This is a genomic window from Actinosynnema sp. NPDC053489 (genome assembly GCF_044544865.1).
Classification (GTDB): Bacteria; Actinomycetota; Actinomycetes; order Mycobacteriales; family Pseudonocardiaceae; genus Actinosynnema.
Genome location: NZ_JBITXT010000003.1, coordinates 87,960 through 110,555, shown reverse-complemented (window position 1 = coordinate 110,555; position 22,596 = coordinate 87,960). Strand labels below are relative to the sequence as shown.

Genomic DNA, 22,596 nt, shown 5'->3' with positions numbered 1-22,596 from the left:
TGGAGCAGCTCGATGAGCCGTGAAGACGTCCTGGTCTCGGCCGCTTGGTCCGAGGAGAACCTCACCACGCCCGGCGTGGTGTTCGTCGAGGTGGACGAGGACACCACCGCCTACGACGGGGGCCACATCCCGGGCGCGGTGAAGATCGACTGGAAGAACGAGCTCCAGGACCCGGTCCGCCGGGACTTCGTCGACCGCGAGGGCTTCGAGAAGCTGCTCTCGGCCAAGGGCATCTCCAACGACGACACGGTGATCCTCTACGGCGGCAACAACAACTGGTTCGCCGCCTACGCGTACTGGTACTTCAAGCTCTACGGCCACGACTCGGTCAAGCTGCTCGACGGCGGCCGCAAGAAGTGGGAGCTCGACGGCCGCCCGCTGGACAAGGAGCAGGTCGAGCGCCCGGCGACCAGCTACACCGCCCAGGAGCAGAACCTGGCGATCCGCGCGTTCCGCGACGAGGTCGTCGACGCGATCGGCAACAAGAACCTGGTCGACGTGCGCTCGCCCGACGAGTTCTCCGGCAAGCTGCTCGCGCCCGCCCACCTGCCGCAGGAGCAGGCGCAGCGCGGCGGCCACATCCCCAGCGCGATCAACGTGCCGTGGAGCAAGGCGGCCAACGAGGACGGCACGTTCAAGTCGAACGAGGAGCTGGCCGAGATCTACGGCGAGGCCGGTTTCGACGGCTCCCGCAAGACGATCGCCTACTGCCGCATCGGCGAGCGCTCGTCGCACACGTGGTTCGCGCTGCACGAGCTGCTCGGCCACGAGGACGTGAAGAACTACGACGGTTCCTGGACCGAGTACGGCTCGCTGGTCGGCGTGCCGGTCGAGCTCGGCAGCGGCAAGGAGGGCTGATCATGAGCTTGGACGGTTGCGGCGCGCCCCAGCAGGGCGTGGACATCCAGGTCGGCGCGAACGAGGTCGTGCTGAGCGGCAAGGTCCGGTCCGAGGGCGCCCCGGTCGGCGGCGCGTTCGTGCGCCTGCTGGACGCCTCCGGCGAGTTCACCGCCGAGGTCGTGTCCTCGCCCGAGGGCGACTTCCGGTTCTTCGCCGCGCCGGGCACGTGGACCGTCCGGGCGCTGCACCGGTCGGGCAACGGGCAGGCGTCGGTCAGCGCGGACGGGCCGGGCGTGCACCCGGTCGAGGTCGCGGTGGCCTGAGCCCCACCCGCACGATCACCCGTCGACCCCGGTGGCGTTCGCCACCGGGGTCGACGGCGTTCGGGGCCGGGCGCCTAGACTGGCCGGGTGGAACACTTCTTCACCGGGCTGCTGGTCCTCGTGTCCCTGCTGGTCGTATGGTTCGCCGGCTACGTGGTGTACCGCCTGTTCTCCGACCAGCGGTGAGCGACAACGGGCCCGTTCCGGGCAGTGGTGACGCGGCCGTGCAGGCCGCCGCTTCGCGCGCCGCGGTGACCGGCGGGCGCAACCTGCCGCAGTTCGACGACCTGCCGATCCCGGCGGACACGGCGAACCTGCGCTCCGGCCCGTCGCTGCACGACGCCTGCCTGGCGCTGCTGCCGCTGGTCGGCGTGTGGCGCGGCGAGGGCGAGGTCGTGTACCCGACGATCGACGGCCCGTTCCGCTACGGGCAGCAGATCACGTTCGCGCACGACGGCCGGCCGTTCCTGTACTACGAGGCCCGCGCGTGGCTGCTCGACGAGAACGGCGCGGTGCTCCGCCAGGCGGCCCGGGAGACCGGCTTCTGGCGGCCCCAGGCCGACGACACGATCGAGGTGCTGCTCACGCACAACACCGGGATCGTGGAGCTGTACTACGGCAAGCCCCGCACGCAGACGTCGTGGGAGATCACCACGGACGCGGTGGTCCGCACGGCGACCGCCAAGGACGTCACGGCCGCGCAGCGGCTGTACGGCATCGTCAACAACGGCGACCTGGCGTACGTGGAGGAGCGGGCCATGGTCGGTCAGCCGCTCCAGCCCCACACGTCGGCACACCTCAAGCGCGTCGTCGGCTGAGCCCGGCCGCCCCGGCGGTCGGCCCGGCGGCGGTGGGTCGTTCACCGATCCCCCTATCCTTGGGCCCATGCGGCTGCGGCGGTGCGGCGACGACGCGGTGCTCGTCGAGGTGGACTCGCTGGGCGAGGTGGAGGCGGTGCGCGCGGCGGTCGCCGCGGCCGGGCTGCCCGACGTGGTCGACCTCGTGCCCGCCGCCCGCACGGTCCTGGTCGTCACCCGGCCCGGTGGCCTGCCGGCCGTGCGCGGGGTGCTGGCCGCGGCGGACCTGGTCCACCACCCGGGCGCCGAGGGCGACGACGTGGTGCTGCCCGTCCGCTACGACGGGCCCGACCTCGACCTGGTGGCCGAGACGGCGGGCCTGACCACCGCCGAGGTGGTCGAGCTGCACACCGGCGCGGACTACCGGGTCGCGTTCTGCGGCTTCGCGCCCGGCTTCGCCTACCTGACCGGGCTGCCCGGGCCGCTGCGCCAGCCGCGCCTGGACTCGCCGCGCACGAGCGTCCCGGCCGGCTCCGTGGGCGTGGCGGGCGAGTTCACCGCCGCCTACCCCCGGGCCACCCCCGGCGGCTGGCGGTTGATCGGCCGCACCGACGCGCCCCTGTTCGACCCGCGCCGGGCCGCCCCGGCCCTGCTCACCCCCGGTGACCGCGTCCGCTTCGAGGCCGTCCGGTGACCCGCGAGAGCCCGACGCCCGCGACGCGGGAGCCCGACGCCCGGGGCGCACGCTCCCTCACCGTGCTGGGGACGGGCCCGCAGACCCTGGTCCAGGACCTCGGCCGGCCCGGCCACGCCCACCTGGGCGTGCCGCCGTCCGGCGCCCTGGACCCCCGCTCGCTCGCGCTCGCCAACCGCCTGGTCGGCAACCCCGGGGACGCCGCCGGCCTGGAGGTGCTGCTCGGCGGCCTGTCGCTGCGCGCCAACGCCTCCTGCACGGTCGCCGTCACGGGCCCGGCCACGCCCGTCCTGGTCGACGGCGCGCCGCGCGACTCGCCGCTGCACCTGGCCGCCGGCGAGACCCTCGCCCTGGGCGCGCCCGAGGGCGGCCTGCGCTGCTACGTCGCGGTCTCCGGCGGCCTCGCCGTCCCGGCCGAGCTGGGCAGCCGGTCCACCGACGTGCTCTCCGGCCTCGGCCCGCGGCCGGTGCGGCCCGGCGACGAGCTGCCGCTGGGCGACCCGACCGGCGTCCCGGTGGGCGTGGACGTGCTGGTCCCGGTCCGCGTGCCCGGCGAACTCGTGGTGCCCGTCCGGCTCGGACCGCGCGACGACTGGTTCGACGACCCCGCGGGCAGGCTCCGCGCGGGCCGCTGGACGGTGTCCGAGCGCAGCAACCGCGTCGGCCTGCGCCTCACCGGCACCGCGCTGGAGCGCACCGCGGCGCGGGTCGGGCAGGAGCTGCCGAGCGAGGGCCTGGTCACCGGAGCGGTGCAGGTCCCGGCCGACGGGCTGCCCGTCGTGTTCCTCGCCGACCACCCGACGACCGGCGGATACCCGGTGGTCGGCGTGGTGCCCGCGCACGCGTTGCCGCTGCTCGGCCAGGCGCCGCCGGGCACGCGGGTGCGCTTCGGCCCGCAGGGCTGAACGGACGCAATTGGTCTAGACCCATTGTCAAGACCACCGGCACGACCTACGTTCGGAAGCGTTACGGAAAGACCGGCACGACCAGGCCGCCGTGGTTCTCGACTGTCCCTGTCTTCGAGAGGCACACCCTGATGCGCCGACCAGCCATCGCGCTCCTGGCCTTCCTCCTGGCCACCGCAGCGCTGTCCGCACCGGCCGCCGCCGCGACCGGCCTGACCGCCGCGTTCAGCCGGACCGGCACCACCGGCAAGTTCGTGGTCACCAACCCGACCTCGGCCGCGATCTCCGGGTGGACGATCAAGTTCGACCTGCCCGCCGGCGTCACCGTCAGCGGCGCGCAGAACGCCACCACCACGCAGACCGGCACGCGGGTCACCCTGACGCCCGCGTTCTACATCGGCACCATCCAGGCGGGCCGCAACACCGACCCGTACAGCCCCACCTTCACCCTCAGCCAGGCCGTCGACCCGACCTCCTGCACGGTCAACGGCGCGAACTGCGACGGCAGCGGACCGCCGCCACCGCCGCCCGCGCCGACCACGGCCGACTTCAGCCTCACCGGCTCGACCGGCAAGTTCGTCGTCAACAACAACACCGACGCCGTGCTCGCCGACTGGTCCGTCACCTTCACCCTGCCGGCCGGCGTCACGGCCTCGAACGCGCAGAACGCCACGCTCACCCAGACCGGCAACGCCGTCACGCTCAGCCCGGTGCACTACAACCGCAGCGTGGCCGCGCGCCGGTCCACCGAGCCGTACAGCCCGACGTTCACGCTCAGCTCGGCCGCCGAACCCGTCACCTGCCGGGTGAACAACGCCAACTGCGACGGCACCCCCGACACGCCGCCCACGCCGCCCGGCAACCTGACCTCGCCGGTGAAGACGACCAAGACCGTCTCCCTGGCGTGGACCGCCTCCACCCCCGGCTCCCTGCCGGTCGCCGGGTACGAGGTCTACAACGGCACGGCCCTGGCCACCACGGTCACCTCGCCCGCCGCCACCGTCACCGGCCTCACCCCGAACACCGCCTACACCTTCACGGTGAAGGCCAAGGACACCAAGGGCACGCTGTCCGCGGCGTCCAACGCGGTGACCGTGACGACGAACAACCCGGCCGACGACACCCAGCCGCCGACCGCGCCCGCCAACCTGCGCGCCACCGCCAAGGACGCGGGCAGCATCACGCTGAGCTGGGACGCGGCCACCGACAACCGGGGCGTCGCCAACTACGACGTCTACCAGGGCACCTCGGTCAAGGCGACCGTCACCGGCACCACCGCGCGGGTCGACGGCCTGTCGCCGTCCACGGCGTACACGTTCACCGTGCGCGCCCGTGACCTGTACGACAACGTGTCCGCCGCGAGCAACGCCGTCACCGCGTCCACTTCGGACATCGTCAACGGCTACGCGCGCGTGGGCTACTTCGTCCAGTGGGGCATCTACGGCCGCCAGTACTTCGTCAAGAACCTCGACACCAGCGGGACCGCGGCCAAGCTGACGCACCTGAACTACGCGTTCGGCAACATCGACCCGGTCAACCTGACCTGCCTGCACGGCGTCACCAAGGGCACCTCGGCCAACCCGCAGGACCCCAACCAGGGCGACGGCGCGGGTGACGCGGAAGCCGACTACAGCAGGCCGTTCAGCGCGGCGCAGTCCGTGGACGGCGTCGCCGACACCGGCTGGGAACCGCTGCGCGGCAACTACAACCAGCTGCGCAAGCTCAAGGCGAAGCACCCGCAGCTGAAGGTCCTGATCTCCCTGGGCGGCTGGACCTACTCCAAGTACTTCTCCGACGTCGCCGCCACCGACGCGGCGCGCAAGAAGTTCGTCAAGTCCTGCCTGGACATCTACATCCGGGGCAACCTGCCGACCTACAACGCGGCCGGCGGACCGGGCACGGCGGCGGGCATCTTCGACGGCATCGACCTGGACTGGGAGTGGCCGGGCGCGGAGGGCCACGCCGGCAACCACGTCGGGGCCGACGACAAGCGGAACAACACCCTGCTGATCGACGAGTTCCGCCGCCAGCTCGACGAGCTGACCCGGGAGACGGGCAAGCGCTACGACCTGACCGCGTTCACCCCGGCCGACCCGGCGAAGATCGCGGCCGGCTGGGACCTGCCGCAGGTGGCGAAGTCCCTGGACATCTTCAACGTGCAGGGCTACGACTTCCACGGCGCGGGCAGCGACAACTCGTGGGAGCCCAACCGCGCCGGCCACCAGGGCAACCTGTACGCCGACGCGGACGACCCGTACTCGTTCCACTTCAGCGTGGAGAACGCGGTGAACGCCTACACGTCGGCCGGCGTGAACCCGCGCAAGATCACCATCGGGCTCGCGTTCTACGGGCGCGGCTGGCAGGGCGTCCAGGACGGCGGCCGCGGCGGCGAGTGGCAGTCGGCGACGGGCGCCGCGCCGGGCCAGTTCGCGGAGGAGGCGGGCACCCGCGGGTACTCGAACCTGCTGGCGAGCGTGCCGGGGTGCACCGTCCAGCACGACGAGGCCGCCGTCGCGACGTCCTGCTTCACCGGCAACGGCGGGCAGTGGTGGACGTTCGACGACGCGTGGGCGATCCAGAAGAAGACCGCGTGGCTCAAGCAGCGCGGCCTGCTCGGCGCGATGATCTGGGAGATGTCCGGTGACACCGCCAACGGCACCCTGATCAACGCCGTGGACGCCGGCCTGAAGTAGCCGGCCCCGAAGTAGCCGGCCTGAATGGCCGGCACGGGGACCCCGGGCGCGTGCGGCACGCGCCCGGGGACTCCTAGTACTCCGACTCGTACAGCCCGGCGAGCCGCGCGTGCAGCTCGGCGGAGTCGGGCAGCGTCTTGCCGTCCAGCGTGTGCACGCGGGTGATCTTGCGGACGCTCGACACCAGGAACACGCCGTCGGCCGAGTACAGCTCGTCCACCTCGACCGGCCGCACCTCGACCTCCCAGCCCTCGCGCCCGGCGGCCCGGAACAGCGCGGCCTGCGTGGTGCCCGGCAGGATGCCCAGCTCGGCGGGCGGCGTGGTCAAGGTCCGCCCGCGGGCCATGACCAGCGTGGACGTGGGCCCCTCCAGCACCGAGCCGGACGGGGTGGTGAACACGACCTCGGCCGCCCCGCGCCGCTCGGCCTCGCGCAGCGCGGCCATGTTGACCGCGTACGACAGCGACTTGGCGCCGAGCAGCAGCCACGGCGCGCGGTCCGCCAGGCCGGCCTCGACGCCCCGGTCCAGGGTGACCGCGGCGATGCCGTCCGCGCGCTGCGCCAGCACCTTGGGCGCGATGTCCATGCCGAGCGCGAACCCCGTCGGCGTGCCGTCGCCGCCCTCCACGCCCCGCGTGTAGACGAGCTTGAGCGCGATCTCCGCGCCGCCCGCCCAGTTGTCCAGCACGAGGTCCACGGCGCGCTCGAACGCGGCGCGGTCGGGTTCGGGGAGGTCGAGCATGGCCGCCGAGCGGGCCAGCCGGTCCAGGTGCGGACCGAGCTCCCGCGGCTTGCCGTCGACGACGAGGACGGTCTCGAAGACACCGTCACCGCGCATCAGGCCGAGGTCGTCCACCCGGATCAGCGGGGCGTCGGGGTCGGCCAGCGTTCCGTCCAGCAGTGCGAGCACGCGCATACCGGGAGCCTACTCACGGCCTACCATCGGGACCGTGGACACCGCCGGCGCACCGAAGGCCCTGCGCAAGACGCTGCACGAACGCGGCATGCGGATGACACCCCAGCGCCAGCTCGTGCTGGACGCCGTGCGCGAGCTGGGGCACGCCACACCGGAGCAGATCTGCCAGCGCGTGCAGGTCACCGCGCCCACGGTCAACATCACCACGGTCTACCGCACGCTCGACCTGCTCGACCGGCTCGGCCTGGTCCGGCACACCCACCTGGGGCACGGCGCGCCGAACTACTCCGTCGACGAGCACGAGCACGTGCACCTGGTGTGCCACCGGTGCGGGCGGGTGGACGAGGTGCCGTGCGAATTGCTGTCCCCGCTCGGGGGAACACTGCGGGACGAGTACGGGTTCGAACTGGATGCGAGCCACCTCGCGCTGTCCGGCACCTGCCGCGAGTGCCTGGCCACCGGCGCACCGAAGGAGTCCGAGTGAAGTCACCGCTGTTGAGCGCCCCCGGCGCGGTCGCCCCGTTCGAGGGCGCTCCCGACCAGGGGGTGCCGTGGCACTTCGGCGACCCGTTCGCGGAGCAACGCGCCGCGGTGCGGTCGGCGGCCGTGTTCGACCGCTCGCACCGGGCCGTCATCGCCGTGCCCGGCGAGGACCGGCTGACCTGGCTGCACTCGCTGACCAGCCAGCACTTCACCGTGCTCGGCGAGGGCGAGGGCACCGAGGCGCTGATCCTGGACGTGCAGGGCCGCGTCGAGCACCACGTGGTCGTGGCGAACGTCGGCGGTGTCGCCTACCTCGACACGGAGGCGTCGCGGGCGGGCGAGCTGCTGGCGTACCTCACCAAGATGGTCTTCTGGTCCAAGGTCGAACCGCGCGACGCCACGGCCGAGCTGGCCGTGCTCACGCTGGTCGGCCCGGACGTCCCCGGCGTGTTCGCCGCGCTGGAGCTGCCGCTGCCCGGGGGCCCGCACGGCGTCGTCGCGGTCGGTGGCGGCTTCGCCCGCCGCACGCCGTGGCCCGGCGGGGGCGCGGTCGACCTGGTGGTGCCGCGCGGCGAGCTGGCCGACTGGTGGTCCCGGCTCACGGGCGCGGGCGCGCGGGCGGCGGGGAGCTGGGCGTTCGAGGCGCTGCGGGTCGAGTCGCTGCGCCCGCGGCTGGGCGTGGACACCGACGAGAAGACCATCCCGCACGAGGTGAACTGGATCGGCGAGGCCGTGCACCTCGACAAGGGCTGCTACCGGGGCCAGGAGACGGTCTCGAAGGTGCACAACGTCGGCCGCCCGCCGCGCCGGATGCTGCTGCTGCACCTGGACGGGTCCCGCGAGGTGCAGCCCGAGACCGGTGACCCGGTGCTGGTGGACGACCGCGTGGTCGGCCGCGTCGGCAGCGTCGCCCTGCACCACGAGCTGGGCACGGTCGTGCTGGCGCTGGTCAAGCGGTCGGTCCCGCCGGAGGCGGAGCTGCTGGTCGGCGCGGAGGACCGGCGCGTGCAGGCGAGCGTCGACCCCGACTCGGTACCGCCGGACACGCCCGGCCTCGGCCGCGAGGCGGCGCGCAACCTGGGCCGCTGAGCGTCCGGACCGGAAAACCGGGGACCTCGCCCACCTGCGGCTCCGGGTGACCCGGGCGGCGTCGAGGCGCTGGTCCGAACGGGTTCTGTGCCAGGATCACGGCATGTCCCGACCCGGATCCCACGGCACGCTGCTCACCGTCGCCCCCACCGGGGCCGAGCTCGCGAAGGCCGACGTCCCCCGGCTCCCGGTCACCCTGGAGGAGCTGGTCGGCACCGCGCGGGCCTGCGAGCAGGTCGGCGCGGCGATGGTCCACGTGCACATCCGCGGCGCGGACACCCGGCCGACGCTCGACCTCGGGCTGCTCAAGGAGACCGTCGCCGCCCTGCGCGAGCACACCGACCTGGTCGTGCAGCTGTCGACGGGCGGGGCGGTGACCGACCCGGAGGCCGACCGGCTGCGGGTGCTCGACGCGCTGCCCGACTCGGCGTCCTGCACGATGGGCACGGTGAACTTCGGCGACGACGTGTTCCTGAACCGCTGGGAGTTCGTCGTCGCGCTGCACAAGGGGATGCAGGAGCGGGGCATCGCCCCCGAGTACGAGATCTTCGACCTCGGCCAGCTGGCGTCGCTGCGGCGGCTGCTGGACCAGCACGGGCTGCCCGCGGGCGGCAAGGTGCACGTCGACCTGGTGATGGGCGTGCCGGGCGGCATGCCCGGTGACGCGGAGACGCTGGTGGCGGCGCTGCGGCTGCTGCCGGAGGGCGCGTCGTTCTCGGCGACGGGCATCGGGCGGACCACCCTCCCGGTGATGCTGACGGCGTTGGCCGCGGGCGGTCACCTGCGGGTGGGCATGGAGGACACCACCTCGTACGCCAAGGGGCAGCCGGTGCGCGACAACGCGCAACTGGTGGCCCGCGCGGCCGGGCTGGCGAAGATCGCCCAGCGCCCGCCGCTGTCGCCCGCGCAGGCGCGCGAGCTGCTCGGCGTGCGTCGTCCGGTACAGGTTTGAGACAACTTTGGAAGCAGGTTTGTGTTGGCGGGTGGACCCGAACTACCCCAGGATGAGTACGTGATCGAGGTGCGCCCCGGCGGGCGCCGCCGCATCGACCGGGTGCTCGCCCCCGACTACACCGAGGGGGTCGAGCGGCTCCCGCTCGCCGCGGTGCGCGCGTTGCGCGACGAAGCGGCGCAGGAGGAGACCGACCTGTCGTACCTGCGGCGGCTGCTGCACGCGCGCATCGACATCGTGCGCGCCGAGCAGGAGCGCCGCACGTCGGGCGGTTCGGCGGTGGTCGACCAGCTCGCGACGATCCTCGCCTCGAACGCCGTCGGTCCGGCGACGGGGCTGGGCCGGTACCAGACCCAGGAGCCGTCGCGGGCGGAGGCGCACCGGCGGCACGTGGAGGCCCTGGTCTCCGACGTCGACCTGTCGGACGTGAGCGCGCTGTCGGACGACAAGCTGGACCTCGCCCTGCGCGTGTTCGTCGCCGAGGAGTCCTCGGTGTCGACGCGGCGGCGCGAGGTGCAGGCGGTGGTCGACCTGCTCAACGCCGAGATCGCCGGGCGGTACCAGAGCGGGAGCGCCTCGGTGGACGAGCTGCTGGCCGCCGAGCGCGGGTGGCCCGCGAACCCCGGCCGCACCAAGGACCAGCCCACTGGGTGAGATCACACTCCCGTAATTTGGACAGAGTGCCTAACGTGCCCGATCGATGGCACAACAACGCTCGACCACGCCCGGGTACCGCTGGGTGGTGCTCGCGGTGGGCGCGCTCGCCCAGGGCACGAACGCCGCGGTGTTCCTCGGCCTGCCCGCGATCACCCCGCAGCTGCGCGCGCACTTCGGGCTGACGCTGCCCCAGGTCGGCCTGCTGCTCGGCGCGGTCAACCTCGGCACCATGCTCACCCTCGTGCTGTGGGGCGCCGCCGCCGACCGGCACGGCGAGCGGCTGGTCATGGCCGTCGGCGGGTTCGGCGCGGCCGGGTGCCTGGCACTCGCCGCGTTCGACGGGCCCGTGGTGGCGGGCGTGGCGCTGGTCGGGGTCGGGCTGCTCGGCGCGAGCGTGAACGCGGCCAGCGGCCGGGCGGTGCTGACCTGGTTCCCCGCGCGGCGGCGCGGCTTCGCCATGGGCCTGCGGCAGACCGCGACCCCGCTCGGCGCGGCCCTGGCCGCCGCCGTGCTGCCGGTCGTCGCGCTGCACGCGGGCGTGCCGGCGACGTTCCTCGCCCTGGCGGGCTTCACCGCGTTCGTCGCGGTCGCCGTGGCCGTGTGGGTGCGGGAGCCGCCGTGGGCGGTGCGGTCCGGGCAGGGCCGGCACGGGGTCGTGCTCAAGGACCCGGACCTGATCCGGCTCAGCACGGCGAGCGGCCTGCTCGTCGTTCCGCAGTTCACCGCCGCCTCCCTCATGGTCGAGCTGCTGCACGACCACCGGGGCGTGGCCGTCGGCGCGGCGGCCGGGCTGTTCGCCGTCGCCCAGGTGGGCGGCGGTGCCGGTCGGCTGGTCGTCGGCGTGTGGTCGGACCGTTCACCCACCCGGGTGGGACCGCTGAAGGTGCTGAGCGTGCTGATCGCGGTCGGGTTCGTGCTCTGCGCGGTGCTCGACCGGGCCCCGGTGTGGGCGCTGGTCGCCGTCCTGGTGCCCACGGCGGCCCTGGCGCTGTGCTGGAACGGCGTCGCGATCACCGCCGCGGGCGAGCTCGCGCCCCCCGGCCGGACCGGCATCGCGCTGGGCATGCAGAACTCGGCCAACTACCTCGGCGCCACCGTCACGCCACCGCTGGCCGGCTGGGTCGCGGCCGGCCTCGGGTGGCCCGCCGCGCTGCTCCTGGCCGCGGTCGCCGCCGTGGCGGCCCGGGTGCTGCTAGCCGTGCCGTTCGCGGCGCGCCAGCTCGCCCCAGAAGTCCCGTAGCCGCTCGTACCGGAGGGCGACCTCCTCGGCGTCACCGGTCTCCAGGGCGTCGACGATCGCGTTGACGTCGGCCGCCGAGCTGTCCTCCAGCAGGTCCTGGTCGTCGATGAGCTGCACCAGGCCGCCGTAGTCCAGCTCGACGGCCGAGTCGGGCGCGAAGTGGTCCAGCCAGCGCCCGGTGTCCGCGAGCACCTTGGCCGGACCGCCCTCGCCCAGCGAGGTCGTCACCACCCGGTGCGCCCTGGCCACCCGCGCGCGGGCGTCCGCCATGGACACCCGCCACGACACCTGGCGCTCCGGGTCGTCCTTCGGCGCCAGGACCACGCGCCGCGCCTCCGGCTCGACCAGGGCGAACCACGGCAGCGGCACCGTCCACGTGGTCGAGATGACGTGCACCGCGCCCGCGGTCAGCTCCGCCATGACCGCGGAGGCCCGGGACCGGACCGCCTCCGGCTCGACCGGCACGGTCTCGTCGAGCAGCGGGCCGGTCGCCGCGGCCAGGAAGCCGACCAGCGCGGCGGCCGACCTGGCGCGCAGGTCGAGGGGGCAGACCAGGGGTCCCGGACCGACCTCCCCCGGCACCTCGGCGGGGCTGATGGTCATCACGTCGAACGGCGCGTCGGGCGCGACGCTGCCGTCCGACCGCTCACCGGGCAGGAGGCGACGCGGCCGGGCCAGCTGTGATCGCAGCCACAGCTCCCGCTCCCGCGCGCCGACGTCCGCACGGCTCAGAGCCCCTGTTTCCAGGGCTTTCCGCACCTGATCGGCCAACGGTGCGTCAAGAGCCGACAGCGGTTCGTACACCCTGAGGTAGGCGACGAACGGTCGAGGCACCCGCGCATCCTCCCACGGTGAGATTTGGCGGCACGTGTCACGCCTACCGCGTCGCGGGGAACCCCTTCGACACGGTACGGTAGTTACCAGGAACTAGTTGTCGAGACGAGTGGGGCCGCCGTTCCCCCGGCCGCCCCCGTCCCTGTGCGAGGGGGTCGAGCCATGGGGCGCGGCCGAGCGAAGGCCAAGCAGACCAAGGTGGCGCGGGAGCTCAAATACAGCTCTCACAACATCGACGTCGACGCCTTGCAACGCGAGCTGTCCGGCGGCGAGTCCGCTGGTGGTCGCCGAAGCGAAGAACGCTTCGACGACCCGTCGGACGACGATTACGACGACTACCGTCGCTGACACACAACACACCCGCTGCTGAGGTTGGGCTGCCGGTTCTCCAGACCGGCAGCCCGACCTTTGCGACGGGCCCTAGAACGCCCTGGCGTACTGCCTCGGCGGGTCGACCTGCACCCCCAGCTGCCGCGCCGCGTGGAGCGGCCAGTACGGGTCGCGCAGGAGTTCCCGCCCGAGCAGCACCAGGTCGGCCGAGCCATCGGCGAGGACCTGCTCGGCCTGCCGGGCGTCGGTGATCATGCCGACCGCCGCGGTGGGCACGTCGGCCTTCCGCCGCACGGTCTCGGCGAACGGCACCTGGTAGCCGGGGCCGGTCGGGATGTCCGCCACGGGCACGTTGCCGCCGGTGGACACGTCGATCACGTCGGCGCCCAGGGCCGCGAGGTCGCGTGCCAGCACGACGCTGTCCTCCGCGGTCCAGCCGCCCTCGACCCAGTCGGTGGCGGAGATGCGCACGAACACCGGCACGTCCTCGCCGACGGCTTCCCGGACGGCCGCGGTGACCTCGCGCACCAGGCGCGTGCGGTTGCCGAGGGACCCGCCGTAGGCGTCCGCGCGGTGGTTGCTGAGCGGCGACAGGAACTCGTGCAGGAGGTAGCCGTGGGCGGCGTGCACCTCGACCACCCGGAAGCCGGCCGCCAGCGCGCGCCGTGCGGCGGCGGCGAAGTCGGCGACGACCCGCCCGATGCCCTCGACGTCCAGCTCGGCCGGCGTGCGGTAGTGCGCGTCGAACGGCTCGGGGCCGGGCCCGACGGGTGTCCAGCCGCCGTCGGCGTCCGCGACCCCGCCGCGGCGGGTGGCGAACGGCGAGTAGGTCGAGGCCTTGCGCCCGGCGTGGGCGAGCTGCACGCCCGCGACGGCGCCGTGCGCGTGGATGAAGTCCACGACGGGCCGCCACGAGTCGACGTGCGCGTCGTCCCACAGGCCGGTGTCCTCGGGCGAGATGCGCCCGACCGCCTGCACGGCGGTCGCCTCGGTGAACACGAGGCCCGCGCCGCCGAGCGCACGCGAGCCGAGGTGCACGAGGTGCCACTGGTTCGGGTGGCCGTCCCGCGCCGAGTACTGGCACATGGGGCTGACCGCGACGCGGTTGGGCAGCGTGACGGTGCGGAGGGTCAGCGGGCTGAACAGCAGGCTCACGTGCGACTCCTGGTGAGGTTCCGGTATGACAACGGCCCTGCGGCTCGTCATCCCGGTCAAGTACCCCGGAGCCACCCGTTGTTCCCCGGTGTGTCGGCCGTCCCACCTCGCGGGAGCTGCGGAATTCCATTCGAATCGGTATTGCGCGTGCATTCGCACGTGATCTTCGACGACGGGTCGATCGGCAAAACGCCGAACAAGAGGACAGCAGTTACGCCCATTCGGGTGTACTGTCCGCAGCACGTTCGGGGAGACCATCACTTGCCGCCCGACTCCGGGTCGGCCCAATGGAAGTTCCCGCCGGTCACGACAGTAACAGGATCCACATGCTGCCCATGCCGACCACGATGACGCAGGATCCAGGGTGGCCCAGCAACAGCCTCCTGGGCCGCCTCCGAGACAACACCCGACAAGAACTGCTGAACATCGGAACGGTCGTGCGCTACACGGCCGACCGCGAGGTCATCGAGCAGGACGCGAAGGACACTCATGTCCTTCTGCTGCTCGACGGCGTGGTCAAGGTGCAGACCACGGACGAGACGGGCGACACGGCGCTGCTGGCGATCCGGGTCGCGGGCGACCTGGTCGGCGAGATGGCGGCGCTGGACCAGAAGCCGCGCTCGGCCACCGTCGTCACGTGCGGCGACGTGGTCGCGAAGCTGATCACCAGCGGTGAGCTGATGAGCTTCCTGCACCGGCGCAACGACGTGTTCGTCGAATTGATCGGGATGATCAACGACCGGTTGCGCTGGGCCAACCAGCGCCGGCGCGATTTCCTGTCCCACCCCGCCGCCGAACGGGTCGCCCGGGTGCTGGCCGAATTGGTGCAGACCTACGGGCGCGAAGAGGCGCACGGGTGGACGCTGGGAATTCCGCTCACGAAGGTCGAACTCGCCTCGATCGCCGGGATGAAGCCCAGGACGGCCGAGAAGGCGTTCTCCGATCTGCGGAAAGCGGGGGTGGTGGTGAGTCACCTCAGGCGCGACGTGCTGGTGCCCGATCTGGACGGACTGCGCAAATTCGCCGGCTTCTGAGGCGGGGACCGCATTTCTGCGGTATTACCGCCGATGCAGTAGTCCACAGTGACTCTGCGCAGCCGCGTGCCCGCGGTGCGTCAGCACGCCGTCGAAAGGGTTCGGCCGATGAACTTCCAGCGCAGCCTGCTGGTCTGTTGTGACCTGAAGAGCTACGGAGCGGCGGACGACCAGCTCCAGCGCGAGCTCCAGGAACTGCTGGTGCGCACCCTGGACCGGGCCGGTGAGGCCGCGGGCCTGGACCGCACGACGTGGAGCAGGCAGGCCAAGGGCGACGAGGAGTGGGCCGTGCTGCCGGCCACGACGCCGGAGGGCGACGTCGTGGACCGGTACGTGCGGGCGCTCGACGTCGAGTTGGGCAAGACCAACCGCTACCGGGTGCCGGAGGCGAAGCTGCGGCTGCGCCTGGCGATCCACTTCGGCACCACCGTGCAGGGCGCCAACGGCTACCCCGGCCAGGACGCGGTGCTGGTCAGCAGGCTGCTCAACAGCGAGCCGCCGCACGCGGCGCTGGAGCAGTCGACGGCCGACCTGGTCGTGGTGCTGTCGGAGTCGCTGTTCGACTCGCTGGTCGTGCCGGGGTACACGACGCTGCGGCCGGAGTACTTCCGGCGCGTGGACGTGCGGGTGAAGAACTTCGCCGGCCACGGCTGGATGTGGCTGCCCGGCGGCGACGTGCACTCGCTGGTGCTCGGTGGCGACGCGCCGCCCGCCACCCCGGCGCCCGCGGTGAACCAGTACGCGGTCGCCTCGGGCGCCTCCACGGTCGTCCAGGCCGGGGGCGACGCGCACGTGCCGACCCAGAAGGCCGACCTGATCCAGAACTTCGACCGCAACGACCAGCGGGGCTCGCACTTCGGCCCGGTCTACCGCGGGGACCGCGACGAGAGGGCGTGAGGTGCGCGAGGAACCGCTGAGACTGCTCGCCGGCGCGGCGGCGGGCGCGCTGGCCGCGGTGGCGGACAGCGAGCAGTGGTCCGACGTGCGCACGCGCGTGGCCGCGGTCCTCGCGCCCGACCTGGCCGACCTGGTCAGCGCCCGGCTGGACGAGGCGAGGGGCAGGCTGGTGGCCGCGCCGCGGGTGCGGCTGGACCTGGCGCGGGCCGAGTTCACCACCGAGTGGCGCGGCAGCATCCACACCATGCTGTGGGAACGCCCGGAAGCCGCCCGCCCGTTGCGCGCGGTGCTGCACGAGGTGGGTCCGGCCCTGCCGCGCACGGTCGGGGACTACGCGGCCGGCGCGCGCCGCTGATCGACGACGGTGACCGGGCAACGGCGGCCGGTGACCTCCGAGCGGTGGGGTCGGTGAGCGGTGGGGTCGGCGAGTCGGCCGGAGCGCCCCTACACCCGGTCGGGCCGAGCGGCCTTGCGCACGAGCAGGTAGCCCTGCCGGGTCTTCTCCCAGCGCGGGTCCACCGGCTCGCGTTCGAGGCGGGTGTGCGGCTCGAACCCGGCCGCAGCGAGCTGCCCGAGCACCCGGTCGGGGTTGATCCGGTACAGGTCCAGCAGGATGTCGTGCCCGTAGCCCTCCTCGAACCGGCGGACCTCGTCGCCGATCTGGAACGCCAGCAGCAGCAGGCCGCCGGGCGCGAGGACGCGGTGGAACTCGGCGAACACCGCCGGGTGCTCCTCCCACGGCACGTGGATGAGCGAGTACCAGGCCAGCGCGCCGCCCAGCGAGGCGTCCGGCAGGTCGAGGTCGAGCATCGAGCCGACCTCGAACCGCAGGCCCGGGTGGTCGCGGCGGGCCACGGCGACCATCTCCGGGGACAGGTCGACGCCGAAGACGTCCACGCCGAGCCCGTCGAGGTGGCCGGAGATCCGGCCGGGACCGCAGCCGACGTCCGCGACCCGCCCGGAGACCAGTTCGGCGAACAGCCCCAGCACCGCCCGGTCCGCCGGCGCCTCCGCGAGGAGGTCCCGCACGAGGTCGGCGTAGCTGTGGGCGACGGTGTCGTAGGCGATGCGCGTCATGGTCAGGAACTCGGACTCGGTCACGCCCGAGACCCTAGTCCCAGCCGTTGCCGCGCCGACCCTGCTTCGTCCGGGCGCGACGCTTCTTCTCCGAGATGCGGCGCTCCTGCGAACCCTTGGTCGGCTTGGTCGGCCGCCGCACCGGTGGCGGCGCGGCGGCCGCGTCGCGCAGCAGCCGCGCCAGCCGCTCGCGGGCCGCCTGCCGGTTCTGCAACTGGGCCCGGTGCTCGCTCGCGACGACCGTGAGCACGCCGTCGACCAGGCGCTTCTCCAGCCGACCGAGCATCCGCGCGCGCAGCCACCCCGGCACGGACGGCGAAGCGGCCAGGTCGAAGCTCAGCTCGACCCGGCTGTCCGCCGTGTTCACGCCCTGCCCACCGGGCCCGGACGACCGGGAGAACCGCTCGCTCAACTCGGCCGCCGGGATCACCAGCGTCCGCGTCACGGTCAGGTCCTCGGCCACCAGCACAGGTTAGAAGGTCCACCCCGGCAGCGTCGCGGGCTTTACCGCTCGGCACGGATTGACGGCCCCCGGAGGTCGCCGCGAAGGGCTAGAAGCGGGGGTGGTCCCCGGCCAGGGCGGCGCCCGGCTCGTCGGAGCGGACCACCTCGCCCAGCACCCACGCGGGCACGTGGCGTGCCGTGAGCACGGCCAGGGAGCGGTCGACGTCCTCGGGCGCGACCACGGCCACCATGCCGACGCCCATGTTGAACGTCTTCTCCATCTCCTCGCGCTCCACCCGGCCGCGCTGGGCGATCAGGGCGAACACGGGCGCGGGCGTCCAGGTGCCGCGGTTGAGGTTCGCGCGCAGGCCGGTGGGCAGCACGCGGGCCAGGTTCGCCGCCAGGCCGCCACCGGTGACGTGCGCGAACGTGCGCACCTCCGCCTCGGCGGCCAGGGCCAGGCAGTCCTTGGCGTAGATGCGGGTCGGCTCCAGCAGCTCCTCGCCGAGGGTGCGGCCGAACTCCTCGACGTGGCCCTCCAGCGGCATCCGGGCGATGTCCAGCAGCACGTGCCGCGCCAGCGAGTAGCCGTTCGAGTGCAGGCCGGACGACCCCATGGCGATCACCACGTCACCCGCGCGGACGCGGTCCGGGCCGAGCATCGCCGCGGCCTCGACCACGCCGACGCCCGTGCCGGAGATGTCGTAGTCGTCCTCGCCCATCAGGCCGGGGTGCTCGGCGGTCTCCCCGCCCAGCAGCGCGCAACCCGCCAGCACGCAGCCCTCGGAGATGCCCTTGACCAGGGCCGCGACCTTGTCCGGCACGACCCGGCCGATCGCGATGTAGTCCTGCAGGAACAGCGGCTCCGCGCCGCACACCACCAGGTCGTCCACGACCATCGCGACCAGGTCGATGCCGACCGTGTCGTGCTTGTCCATCGCCTGCGCGACCGCGATCTTGGTGCCGACGCCGTCGGTGGACGAGGCGAGCACCGGCTCCTTCCAGCGGTCCAGCCGGAGCTGGAACAGCCCCGCGAACCCGCCGATGCCGCCGAGCACCTCGGGACGCTGCGCCTTCGCCGCCCACGGCTTGAGCTTCTCCACCGCCTCGTCACCGGCTTCGATGCTTACTCCAGCTGCGGCGTAGGTCGCCTTGGCGCTGTCGGTCACGTCTCTGTGCTCCACGATCTCAGGGCATCCACGATGTCAGGGCAAGACTGGTCGATCCGCGCGTCGCACGCCCGGCCCACCGGTGGTCAGGGGCGTTGCAGGGCGTCCTCGGCACCGTACCCGTTCGTCAGGACGGGGGTGGCCGAGCCCGAGACGCCCCGGATGCCCTCGAGCAGGTGCTTGCCGATCAGCGCGTCGTCCGGCAGCGGGATCGGGTAGTCGCCGTCGAAGCACGCGGAGCACAGCCGCGACTTCGGCTGCTCGCTGGCCGCGATCAGCTCCTCCAGCGACACGTAGCCGAGCGAGTCGGCACCCACCGAGCGGCGGATGCCGTCGGTGTCCAGGCCGTTGGCGATCAGCTCGGCGCGGGAGGCGAAGTCGATGCCGTAGAAGCACGGCCACTTGACCGGCGGCGACGCGATCCGCACGTGCACCTCGACCGCGCCCGCCTCGCGCAGCATCCGGACCAGGGCCCGCTGGGTGTTGCCGCGCACGATCGAGTCGTCCACGACGACCAGGCGCTTGCCCCGGATCACGTCGCGCAGCGGGTTCAGCTTCAGCCGGATGCCCAGCTGGCGGATCGTCTGCGACGGCTGGATGAACGTGCGGCCGACGTAGGCGTTCTTGACCAGGCCGGAGCCGTACGGGATGCCGCTGGCCTGGGCGTAGCCGATGGCGGCGGGCGTGCCGGACTCGGGCACCGGGATGACCAGGTCGGCCTCCACCGGGTGCTCGGCGGCCAGCCGGCGGCCGATCTCGACGCGGGTGGCGTGCACCGAGCGACCGGCGATCGTGGTGTCCGGGCGGGCCAGGTAGACGTACTCGAAGAGGCAGCCCTTGGGCTCGGGGTTGGCGAACCGGCTCGACCGCAGGCCGTTCTCGTCGATCGCGATCAGCTCGCCCGGCTCGACCTCGCGCACGAACGACGCGCCGACGATGTCCAGCGCCGCCGTCTCGCTCGCGACGACCCAGCCGCGCTCCAGCCGGCCGAGCACCAGCGGCCGCACGCCCTGCGGGTCGCGGGCCGCGTAGAGGGTCGACTCGTCGGAGAAGGCGAGGCAGAACGCGCCGAGCAGGGTCGGCAGCAGCTGCATGGCCGCCTGCTCGATGCCGATGTCGGCGGCCTGGGCGGCGAGCAGGCCGCACACCAGGTCGGAGTCGGTGGTGGCGCCGTGGCCGGTGTCCACGCCGACCTCGCGGGCCTTGGCCAGCAGCTCGGCGGTGTTGACCAGGTTGCCGTTGTGGCCCAGCGACAGGCCCGAGCCGGTGGCCGTGGTGCGGAACGTCGGCTGCGCGTTCTCCCACGTGGTCGACCCCGTGGTGGAGTAGCGGCAGTGGCCGACGGCGACGTGGCCGCGCAGCGACTGGAGCACCTGCTCGTCGAACACCTGGCTGACCAGGCCGAGGTCCTTGAAGACCACCACCTGGCTGCCGTCGCCGACGGAGATGCCCGCCGCTTCCTGGCCGCGGTGCTGCAGCGCGTACAGGCCGTAGTAGGTGAGCTTCGCGACTTCCTCGCCGGGTGCCCACACGCCGAACACACCGCATTCTTCGCGGGGTTCGCGTTCTTCCTGGGTGTCGGGGTCAGTGCGGCCGGTTGCTGAATGGTCGGTGACCACCAGGTTGCTCCCTAGCGACGAAGGTCCGGGCTGCACCGTCGAGTGTAAGGCTGTCGAGGGGTCTACTACCCCCCTCGGACCCCCTCCTACGTGACCAAACGCACCATCACCGGGACATCAGTCCAGCTTGAGGGCGTACCAGACCTGTTCGTCACCGGTGTGTTCGAGCGGCAGGCGACCCCACAGGCCGTAGTGGACGAGCTGCGCCTCGCCGGTGATCACCAGGTCCGCCTCCTCACCCGGCCAGGCGGCGCGCACCTCCGGCACCACGTCCGGCGCGAACGTCACCACCCACGCCTCCGGCACGTCCGTGAGCTGCACGAGCGCCGTGCCCTTGGCGGTCGGTGGCACGTCGGTGGCGTACTTGGCGGCGAGCAGGGTGGTGAGCGCCTCGTCGATGCCGTCGACGGCGAAGTCCGCGTCACCGACCACGAGTTCCCGCAGGGCGGCCTGGGCGTCCCAGCGGCGCAGGTCCAGCTCGTGGGCGATGCGCCGGTGCCAGACCCACGCCAGGTCCGGTGCGGAGGGCGAGAACGTCCAGGCCGCGCGGTTGCCCGGGATGGCCGGCAGCAGCTCGGCGGCCTTGGCGAGCTGGTCGTCCAGGTAGGCCAGGGGCACGACGTCGACCGGGGGTTCGGGGAGGCGGAGGCGGACCGCGCTGCCGGTGCGCAGGTACTCCAGGGAGGTCTCCAGGAACCTGCCGACGTGCAGGGCGAGGTCGGTGAACGTCCAGCCGGGGCAACTGGGCACTGCGGCGGCGGGGTCGGCCTTCCCGACCGCCGCCCGGAACATCGCCGCCTGCGCGGTGAACACCTCGGTCCACCGCTGGGTGGTCCAACCTCCAGGCACGTCCAGCCTCCCGCTCGAGTCGATCGGTGCGCGGTCATCGTGCCGCACGGGCGCGCGTCCCGGCGGCGGATGTACCGACCCTTCCCCCACAACGACGCAGGGGCGGCGCCGGCGGTGCCGTTCGATCACGATCACCCTGCCTGGGCGGCGGCACCCGGGCACCGGTCGCCGGTCGGGTGCTCGCGGTGAGTGCTCGCGATGGGTCGGTCGCGGCGGGTCGGTCGGCCGTGGCGTAGGTGGCCCGGAGCAGGTGCCGGCGGATGTGGTGGCGAGCAGGAGCGGCAGGCGGCGGTGAGGCGGGAGCAGAGGTGAGGCGGGAGCAGAGGCGAGGCGGAGGTGGGGGCGGAGGTGAGGCAGGGGATGCGGATGGGGTGTCGATTAGCCTGGCGCGCATGTCGGGTGTCGCCGGTCGTGCCGAAGTGCCTCCGTTCCACGTCATGGAAGTGCTGTCCGCCGCCGCACGCCGGCAGCGCCTGGTCGGGGACGTCGTGTCGCTGGCGGCCGGGCAGCCGTCCAGCCCCGCGCCCACGCCCGTGCTGGAGGCCGCGCACCGCGCCCTGCGGGAGCGGACACTGGGCTACACCGAGCAGTTGGGCATCGCGGAGCTGCGGGAGGCCCTGGCCGGGCACTACGCCCGGCAGTACGGGCTCGACGTCTCCCCCGACGACGTCGTGGTGACCACCGGCTCCTCCGGCGGGTTCCTGCTGGCCTTCCTCGCCGCCTTCGACGCGGGCGACCGGGTCGCGCTGGCCCGGCCCGGCTACCCGGCCTACCGCAACATCCTCACCGCCCTGGGCTGCGAGGTCGTCGAACTGCCCTGCGGCCCGGAGACGCGGTTCCAGCCCACGGTCGACATGCTCGCCGAGGCCGGTCCGCTCGACGGGCTCGTGGTGGCCAGCCCGGCGAACCCGACCGGCACCGTGCTGTCGCCGGACGAGCTGGCCGCGCTCTCGGGCTGGTGCGCCGAGCACGACGTCCGGCTGGTCAGCGACGAGATCTACCACGGCATCAGCTACGGCGCGCCGCTCGCCAGCGCCTGGCAGACCTCCCGCGACTCCATCGTGGTCAACTCCTTCTCCAAGGCGTTCGCCATGACCGGCTGGCGGCTGGGGTGGATGCTGCTGCCGCCCGACCTGCGTCGCGCGGTGGACCGGTTGACGGGCAACTTCACGCTCTGCCCGCCCGCGCTGGCCCAGCACGCGGCCGTCGCCGCGTTCGAGCCCGAGTCGTACGCGCAGACCGAACGGCTGGTCGAGGGGTACCGCCTCAACCGGGACGTGCTGCTCAAGGGCCTGGCCGACCTGGGCATCGACGAGGTCGCGCCCGCCGACGGCGCGTTCTACGCCTACGCCGACATCTCCCACCTCACCGACGACTCGATGGGCTTCTGCCGCCGCCTGCTGGACGACACGGGCGTCGCGATCGTGCCGGGCATCGACTTCGACCCCGTGCGCGGGCACGAGTTCATCCGGATGTCCTTCGCCGGGGCCGCCACCGACATCGAGGAGGCGCTGCGGCGGATGGGTGGCTGGTTGTCGTCATCATGACGACATTCTTACTCGCTCGGAACGGTGCGTGGGGGAACTGAACCCGGAGATC

General features: G+C 73.0%; 24 protein-coding genes. 16 read left to right on the top strand and 8 right to left on the bottom strand.

The features are described 5' to 3' along the window. Positions 1-12 precede the first annotated feature (12 nt). From ACIGNX_RS07110 to ACIGNX_RS07085, 6 genes are all read left to right on the top strand, one after another. Complete coding sequence (locus tag ACIGNX_RS07110; protein WP_396537239.1) at positions 13-858, top strand: sulfurtransferase; 846 nt, start codon at positions 13-15, stop codon at positions 856-858. A 2-nt stretch (positions 859-860) separates the two neighbouring features. Further along, positions 861-1,163, top strand: coding sequence for a DUF1416 domain-containing protein (locus tag ACIGNX_RS07105; RefSeq protein ID WP_396537237.1), 303 nt, complete (start codon positions 861-863; stop codon positions 1,161-1,163). Between the two features lie 182 nt (positions 1,164-1,345). Beyond that, positions 1,346-1,981, top strand: a complete 636-nt coding sequence (locus ACIGNX_RS07100; RefSeq protein ID WP_396537235.1) for an FABP family protein — start codon at positions 1,346-1,348, stop codon at positions 1,979-1,981. A 67-nt stretch (positions 1,982-2,048) separates the two neighbouring features. Further along, entirely contained in the window at positions 2,049-2,654 is a 606-nt protein-coding gene (locus ACIGNX_RS07095) for an allophanate hydrolase subunit 1 (protein ID WP_396537233.1), read from the top strand. Positions 2,655-2,716: 62 nt separating this feature from the next. Next, on the top strand, positions 2,717-3,559 hold the full coding sequence (locus ACIGNX_RS07090) for a biotin-dependent carboxyltransferase family protein (protein WP_396538178.1): 843 nt from the start codon (positions 2,717-2,719) through the stop codon (positions 3,557-3,559). A 131-nt stretch (positions 3,560-3,690) separates the two neighbouring features. Beyond that, positions 3,691-6,252, top strand: a complete 2,562-nt coding sequence (locus ACIGNX_RS07085; protein WP_396537231.1) for a glycosyl hydrolase family 18 protein — start codon at positions 3,691-3,693, stop codon at positions 6,250-6,252. Positions 6,253-6,325: 73 nt separating this feature from the next. Here the strand turns inward: ACIGNX_RS07085 and ACIGNX_RS07080 are convergent, their stop codons facing one another. Further along, positions 6,326-7,168 carry an aminodeoxychorismate lyase gene (locus tag ACIGNX_RS07080; protein ID WP_396537229.1) on the bottom strand — a complete coding sequence of 281 codons (843 nt, stop codon included), beginning with the start codon at positions 7,166-7,168 and terminating at the stop codon, positions 6,326-6,328. 88 nt (positions 7,169-7,256) lie between these two features. On the opposite strand from ACIGNX_RS07080, the gene ACIGNX_RS07075 reads away from it, so the two are divergent. The 5 genes from ACIGNX_RS07075 (at position 7,257) to ACIGNX_RS07055 (ending at position 11,589) form a co-directional block, all read left to right on the top strand. After that, on the top strand, positions 7,257-7,652 hold the full coding sequence (locus ACIGNX_RS07075) for a Fur family transcriptional regulator (RefSeq protein ID WP_396538176.1): 396 nt from the start codon (positions 7,257-7,259) through the stop codon (positions 7,650-7,652). Continuing rightward, complete coding sequence (locus tag ACIGNX_RS07070; protein WP_396537227.1) at positions 7,649-8,740, top strand: YgfZ/GcvT domain-containing protein; 1,092 nt, start codon at positions 7,649-7,651, stop codon at positions 8,738-8,740. The genes ACIGNX_RS07075 and ACIGNX_RS07070 overlap by 4 nt, the downstream gene beginning before the upstream one ends. 103 nt (positions 8,741-8,843) lie before the next feature. Continuing rightward, the gene (locus tag ACIGNX_RS07065; protein WP_396537225.1) at positions 8,844-9,692 is read left to right on the top strand and encodes a 3-keto-5-aminohexanoate cleavage protein; all 849 of its coding nucleotides are present in this window, start codon (positions 8,844-8,846) and stop codon (positions 9,690-9,692) included. Positions 9,693-9,752: 60 nt separating this feature from the next. After that, positions 9,753-10,346, top strand: a complete 594-nt coding sequence (locus ACIGNX_RS07060) for an aerial mycelium formation protein (RefSeq protein WP_396537223.1) — start codon at positions 9,753-9,755, stop codon at positions 10,344-10,346. A gap of 46 nt (positions 10,347-10,392) precedes the next feature. Further along, positions 10,393-11,589 (top strand): MFS transporter, encoded by a 1,197-nt coding sequence (locus ACIGNX_RS07055; protein ID WP_396537221.1) that lies wholly within the window; start codon positions 10,393-10,395, stop codon positions 11,587-11,589. Here the strand turns inward: ACIGNX_RS07055 and ACIGNX_RS07050 are convergent. Beyond that, on the bottom strand, positions 11,542-12,423 hold the full coding sequence (locus tag ACIGNX_RS07050) for a hypothetical protein (RefSeq protein WP_396537219.1): 882 nt from the start codon (positions 12,421-12,423) through the stop codon (positions 11,542-11,544). The two genes, ACIGNX_RS07055 and ACIGNX_RS07050, sit on opposite strands and share 48 nt — an antisense overlap. 162 nt (positions 12,424-12,585) lie before the next feature. On the opposite strand from ACIGNX_RS07050, the gene ACIGNX_RS07045 reads away from it, so the two are divergent. Further along, positions 12,586-12,771: a DUF3073 domain-containing protein gene (locus tag ACIGNX_RS07045; RefSeq protein WP_396537217.1), complete on the top strand. Its 186-nt coding sequence runs from the start codon at positions 12,586-12,588 to the stop codon at positions 12,769-12,771. 72 nt (positions 12,772-12,843) lie between these two features. On the opposite strand, the gene ACIGNX_RS07040 is transcribed toward ACIGNX_RS07045, so the two are convergent. After that, the gene (locus ACIGNX_RS07040; RefSeq protein ID WP_396537215.1) at positions 12,844-13,908 is read right to left on the bottom strand and encodes an NADH:flavin oxidoreductase/NADH oxidase; all 1,065 of its coding nucleotides are present in this window, start codon (positions 13,906-13,908) and stop codon (positions 12,844-12,846) included. 326 nt (positions 13,909-14,234) lie between these two features. Between ACIGNX_RS07040 and ACIGNX_RS07035 the strand changes: the two genes are divergently transcribed. From ACIGNX_RS07035 to ACIGNX_RS07025, 3 genes are all read left to right on the top strand, one after another. Then, the gene (locus ACIGNX_RS07035) at positions 14,235-14,942 is read left to right on the top strand and encodes a Crp/Fnr family transcriptional regulator (RefSeq protein ID WP_396537213.1); all 708 of its coding nucleotides are present in this window, start codon (positions 14,235-14,237) and stop codon (positions 14,940-14,942) included. Positions 14,943-15,050: 108 nt separating this feature from the next. Beyond that, on the top strand, positions 15,051-15,839 hold the full coding sequence (locus ACIGNX_RS07030; protein WP_396537211.1) for a hypothetical protein: 789 nt from the start codon (positions 15,051-15,053) through the stop codon (positions 15,837-15,839). Between the two features lies 1 nt (position 15,840). Further along, on the top strand, positions 15,841-16,194 hold the full coding sequence (locus ACIGNX_RS07025; RefSeq protein WP_396537209.1) for a hypothetical protein: 354 nt from the start codon (positions 15,841-15,843) through the stop codon (positions 16,192-16,194). Between the two features lie 89 nt (positions 16,195-16,283). On the opposite strand, the gene ACIGNX_RS07020 is transcribed toward ACIGNX_RS07025, so the two are convergent. The 5 genes from ACIGNX_RS07020 to ACIGNX_RS07000 all read right to left on the bottom strand — a co-directional run bounded on the left by ACIGNX_RS07020 (position 16,284) and on the right by ACIGNX_RS07000 (position 20,997). Then, positions 16,284-16,940 (bottom strand): class I SAM-dependent methyltransferase, encoded by a 657-nt coding sequence (locus ACIGNX_RS07020; protein ID WP_396537207.1) that lies wholly within the window; start codon positions 16,938-16,940, stop codon positions 16,284-16,286. Between the two features lie 10 nt (positions 16,941-16,950). Next, positions 16,951-17,379, bottom strand: coding sequence for an alternative ribosome rescue aminoacyl-tRNA hydrolase ArfB (gene arfB, locus ACIGNX_RS07015; protein WP_396537205.1), 429 nt, complete (start codon positions 17,377-17,379; stop codon positions 16,951-16,953). 88 nt (positions 17,380-17,467) lie between these two features. Continuing rightward, positions 17,468-18,529, bottom strand: coding sequence for a phosphoribosylformylglycinamidine cyclo-ligase (gene purM, locus ACIGNX_RS07010; protein WP_396538174.1), 1,062 nt, complete (start codon positions 18,527-18,529; stop codon positions 17,468-17,470). 86 nt (positions 18,530-18,615) lie between these two features. Further along, on the bottom strand, positions 18,616-20,148 hold the full coding sequence (gene purF / locus ACIGNX_RS07005) for an amidophosphoribosyltransferase (protein WP_396537203.1): 1,533 nt from the start codon (positions 20,146-20,148) through the stop codon (positions 18,616-18,618). 117 nt (positions 20,149-20,265) lie between these two features. Beyond that, positions 20,266-20,997: a maleylpyruvate isomerase N-terminal domain-containing protein gene (locus ACIGNX_RS07000; RefSeq protein WP_396537201.1), complete on the bottom strand. Its 732-nt coding sequence runs from the start codon at positions 20,995-20,997 to the stop codon at positions 20,266-20,268. Positions 20,998-21,389: 392 nt separating this feature from the next. Between ACIGNX_RS07000 and ACIGNX_RS06995 the strand changes: the two genes are divergently transcribed. Then, positions 21,390-22,544, top strand: coding sequence for a pyridoxal phosphate-dependent aminotransferase (locus tag ACIGNX_RS06995; protein ID WP_396537199.1), 1,155 nt, complete (start codon positions 21,390-21,392; stop codon positions 22,542-22,544). Positions 22,545-22,596: the final 52 nt, after the last annotated feature.

What these genes read in the sequence shown, in the direction of transcription:
- ACIGNX_RS07110 (WP_396537239.1), top strand. Translation starts at nt 13, where the DNA reads ATGAGCCGTGAAGACGTCCTGGTCTCGGCCGCTTGGTCCGAGGAGAAC.
- ACIGNX_RS07105 (WP_396537237.1), top strand. Translation starts at nt 861, where the DNA reads ATGAGCTTGGACGGTTGCGGCGCGCCCCAGCAGGGCGTGGACATCCAG.
- ACIGNX_RS07095 (WP_396537233.1), top strand. Translation starts at nt 2,049, where the DNA reads ATGCGGCTGCGGCGGTGCGGCGACGACGCGGTGCTCGTCGAGGTGGAC.
- ACIGNX_RS07085 (WP_396537231.1), top strand. Translation starts at nt 3,691, where the DNA reads ATGCGCCGACCAGCCATCGCGCTCCTGGCCTTCCTCCTGGCCACCGCA.
- ACIGNX_RS07080 (WP_396537229.1), bottom strand. Translation starts at nt 7,168, where the DNA reads ATGCGCGTGCTCGCACTGCTGGACGGAACGCTGGCCGACCCCGACGCC.
- ACIGNX_RS07075 (WP_396538176.1), top strand. Translation starts at nt 7,257, where the DNA reads ATGCGGATGACACCCCAGCGCCAGCTCGTGCTGGACGCCGTGCGCGAG.
- ACIGNX_RS07065 (WP_396537225.1), top strand. Translation starts at nt 8,844, where the DNA reads ATGTCCCGACCCGGATCCCACGGCACGCTGCTCACCGTCGCCCCCACC.
- ACIGNX_RS07055 (WP_396537221.1), top strand. Translation starts at nt 10,393, where the DNA reads ATGGCACAACAACGCTCGACCACGCCCGGGTACCGCTGGGTGGTGCTC.
- ACIGNX_RS07045 (WP_396537217.1), top strand. Translation starts at nt 12,586, where the DNA reads ATGGGGCGCGGCCGAGCGAAGGCCAAGCAGACCAAGGTGGCGCGGGAG.
- ACIGNX_RS07035 (WP_396537213.1), top strand. Translation starts at nt 14,235, where the DNA reads ATGCTGCCCATGCCGACCACGATGACGCAGGATCCAGGGTGGCCCAGC.
- ACIGNX_RS07030 (WP_396537211.1), top strand. Translation starts at nt 15,051, where the DNA reads ATGAACTTCCAGCGCAGCCTGCTGGTCTGTTGTGACCTGAAGAGCTAC.
- ACIGNX_RS06995 (WP_396537199.1), top strand. Translation starts at nt 21,390, where the DNA reads ATGTCGGGTGTCGCCGGTCGTGCCGAAGTGCCTCCGTTCCACGTCATG.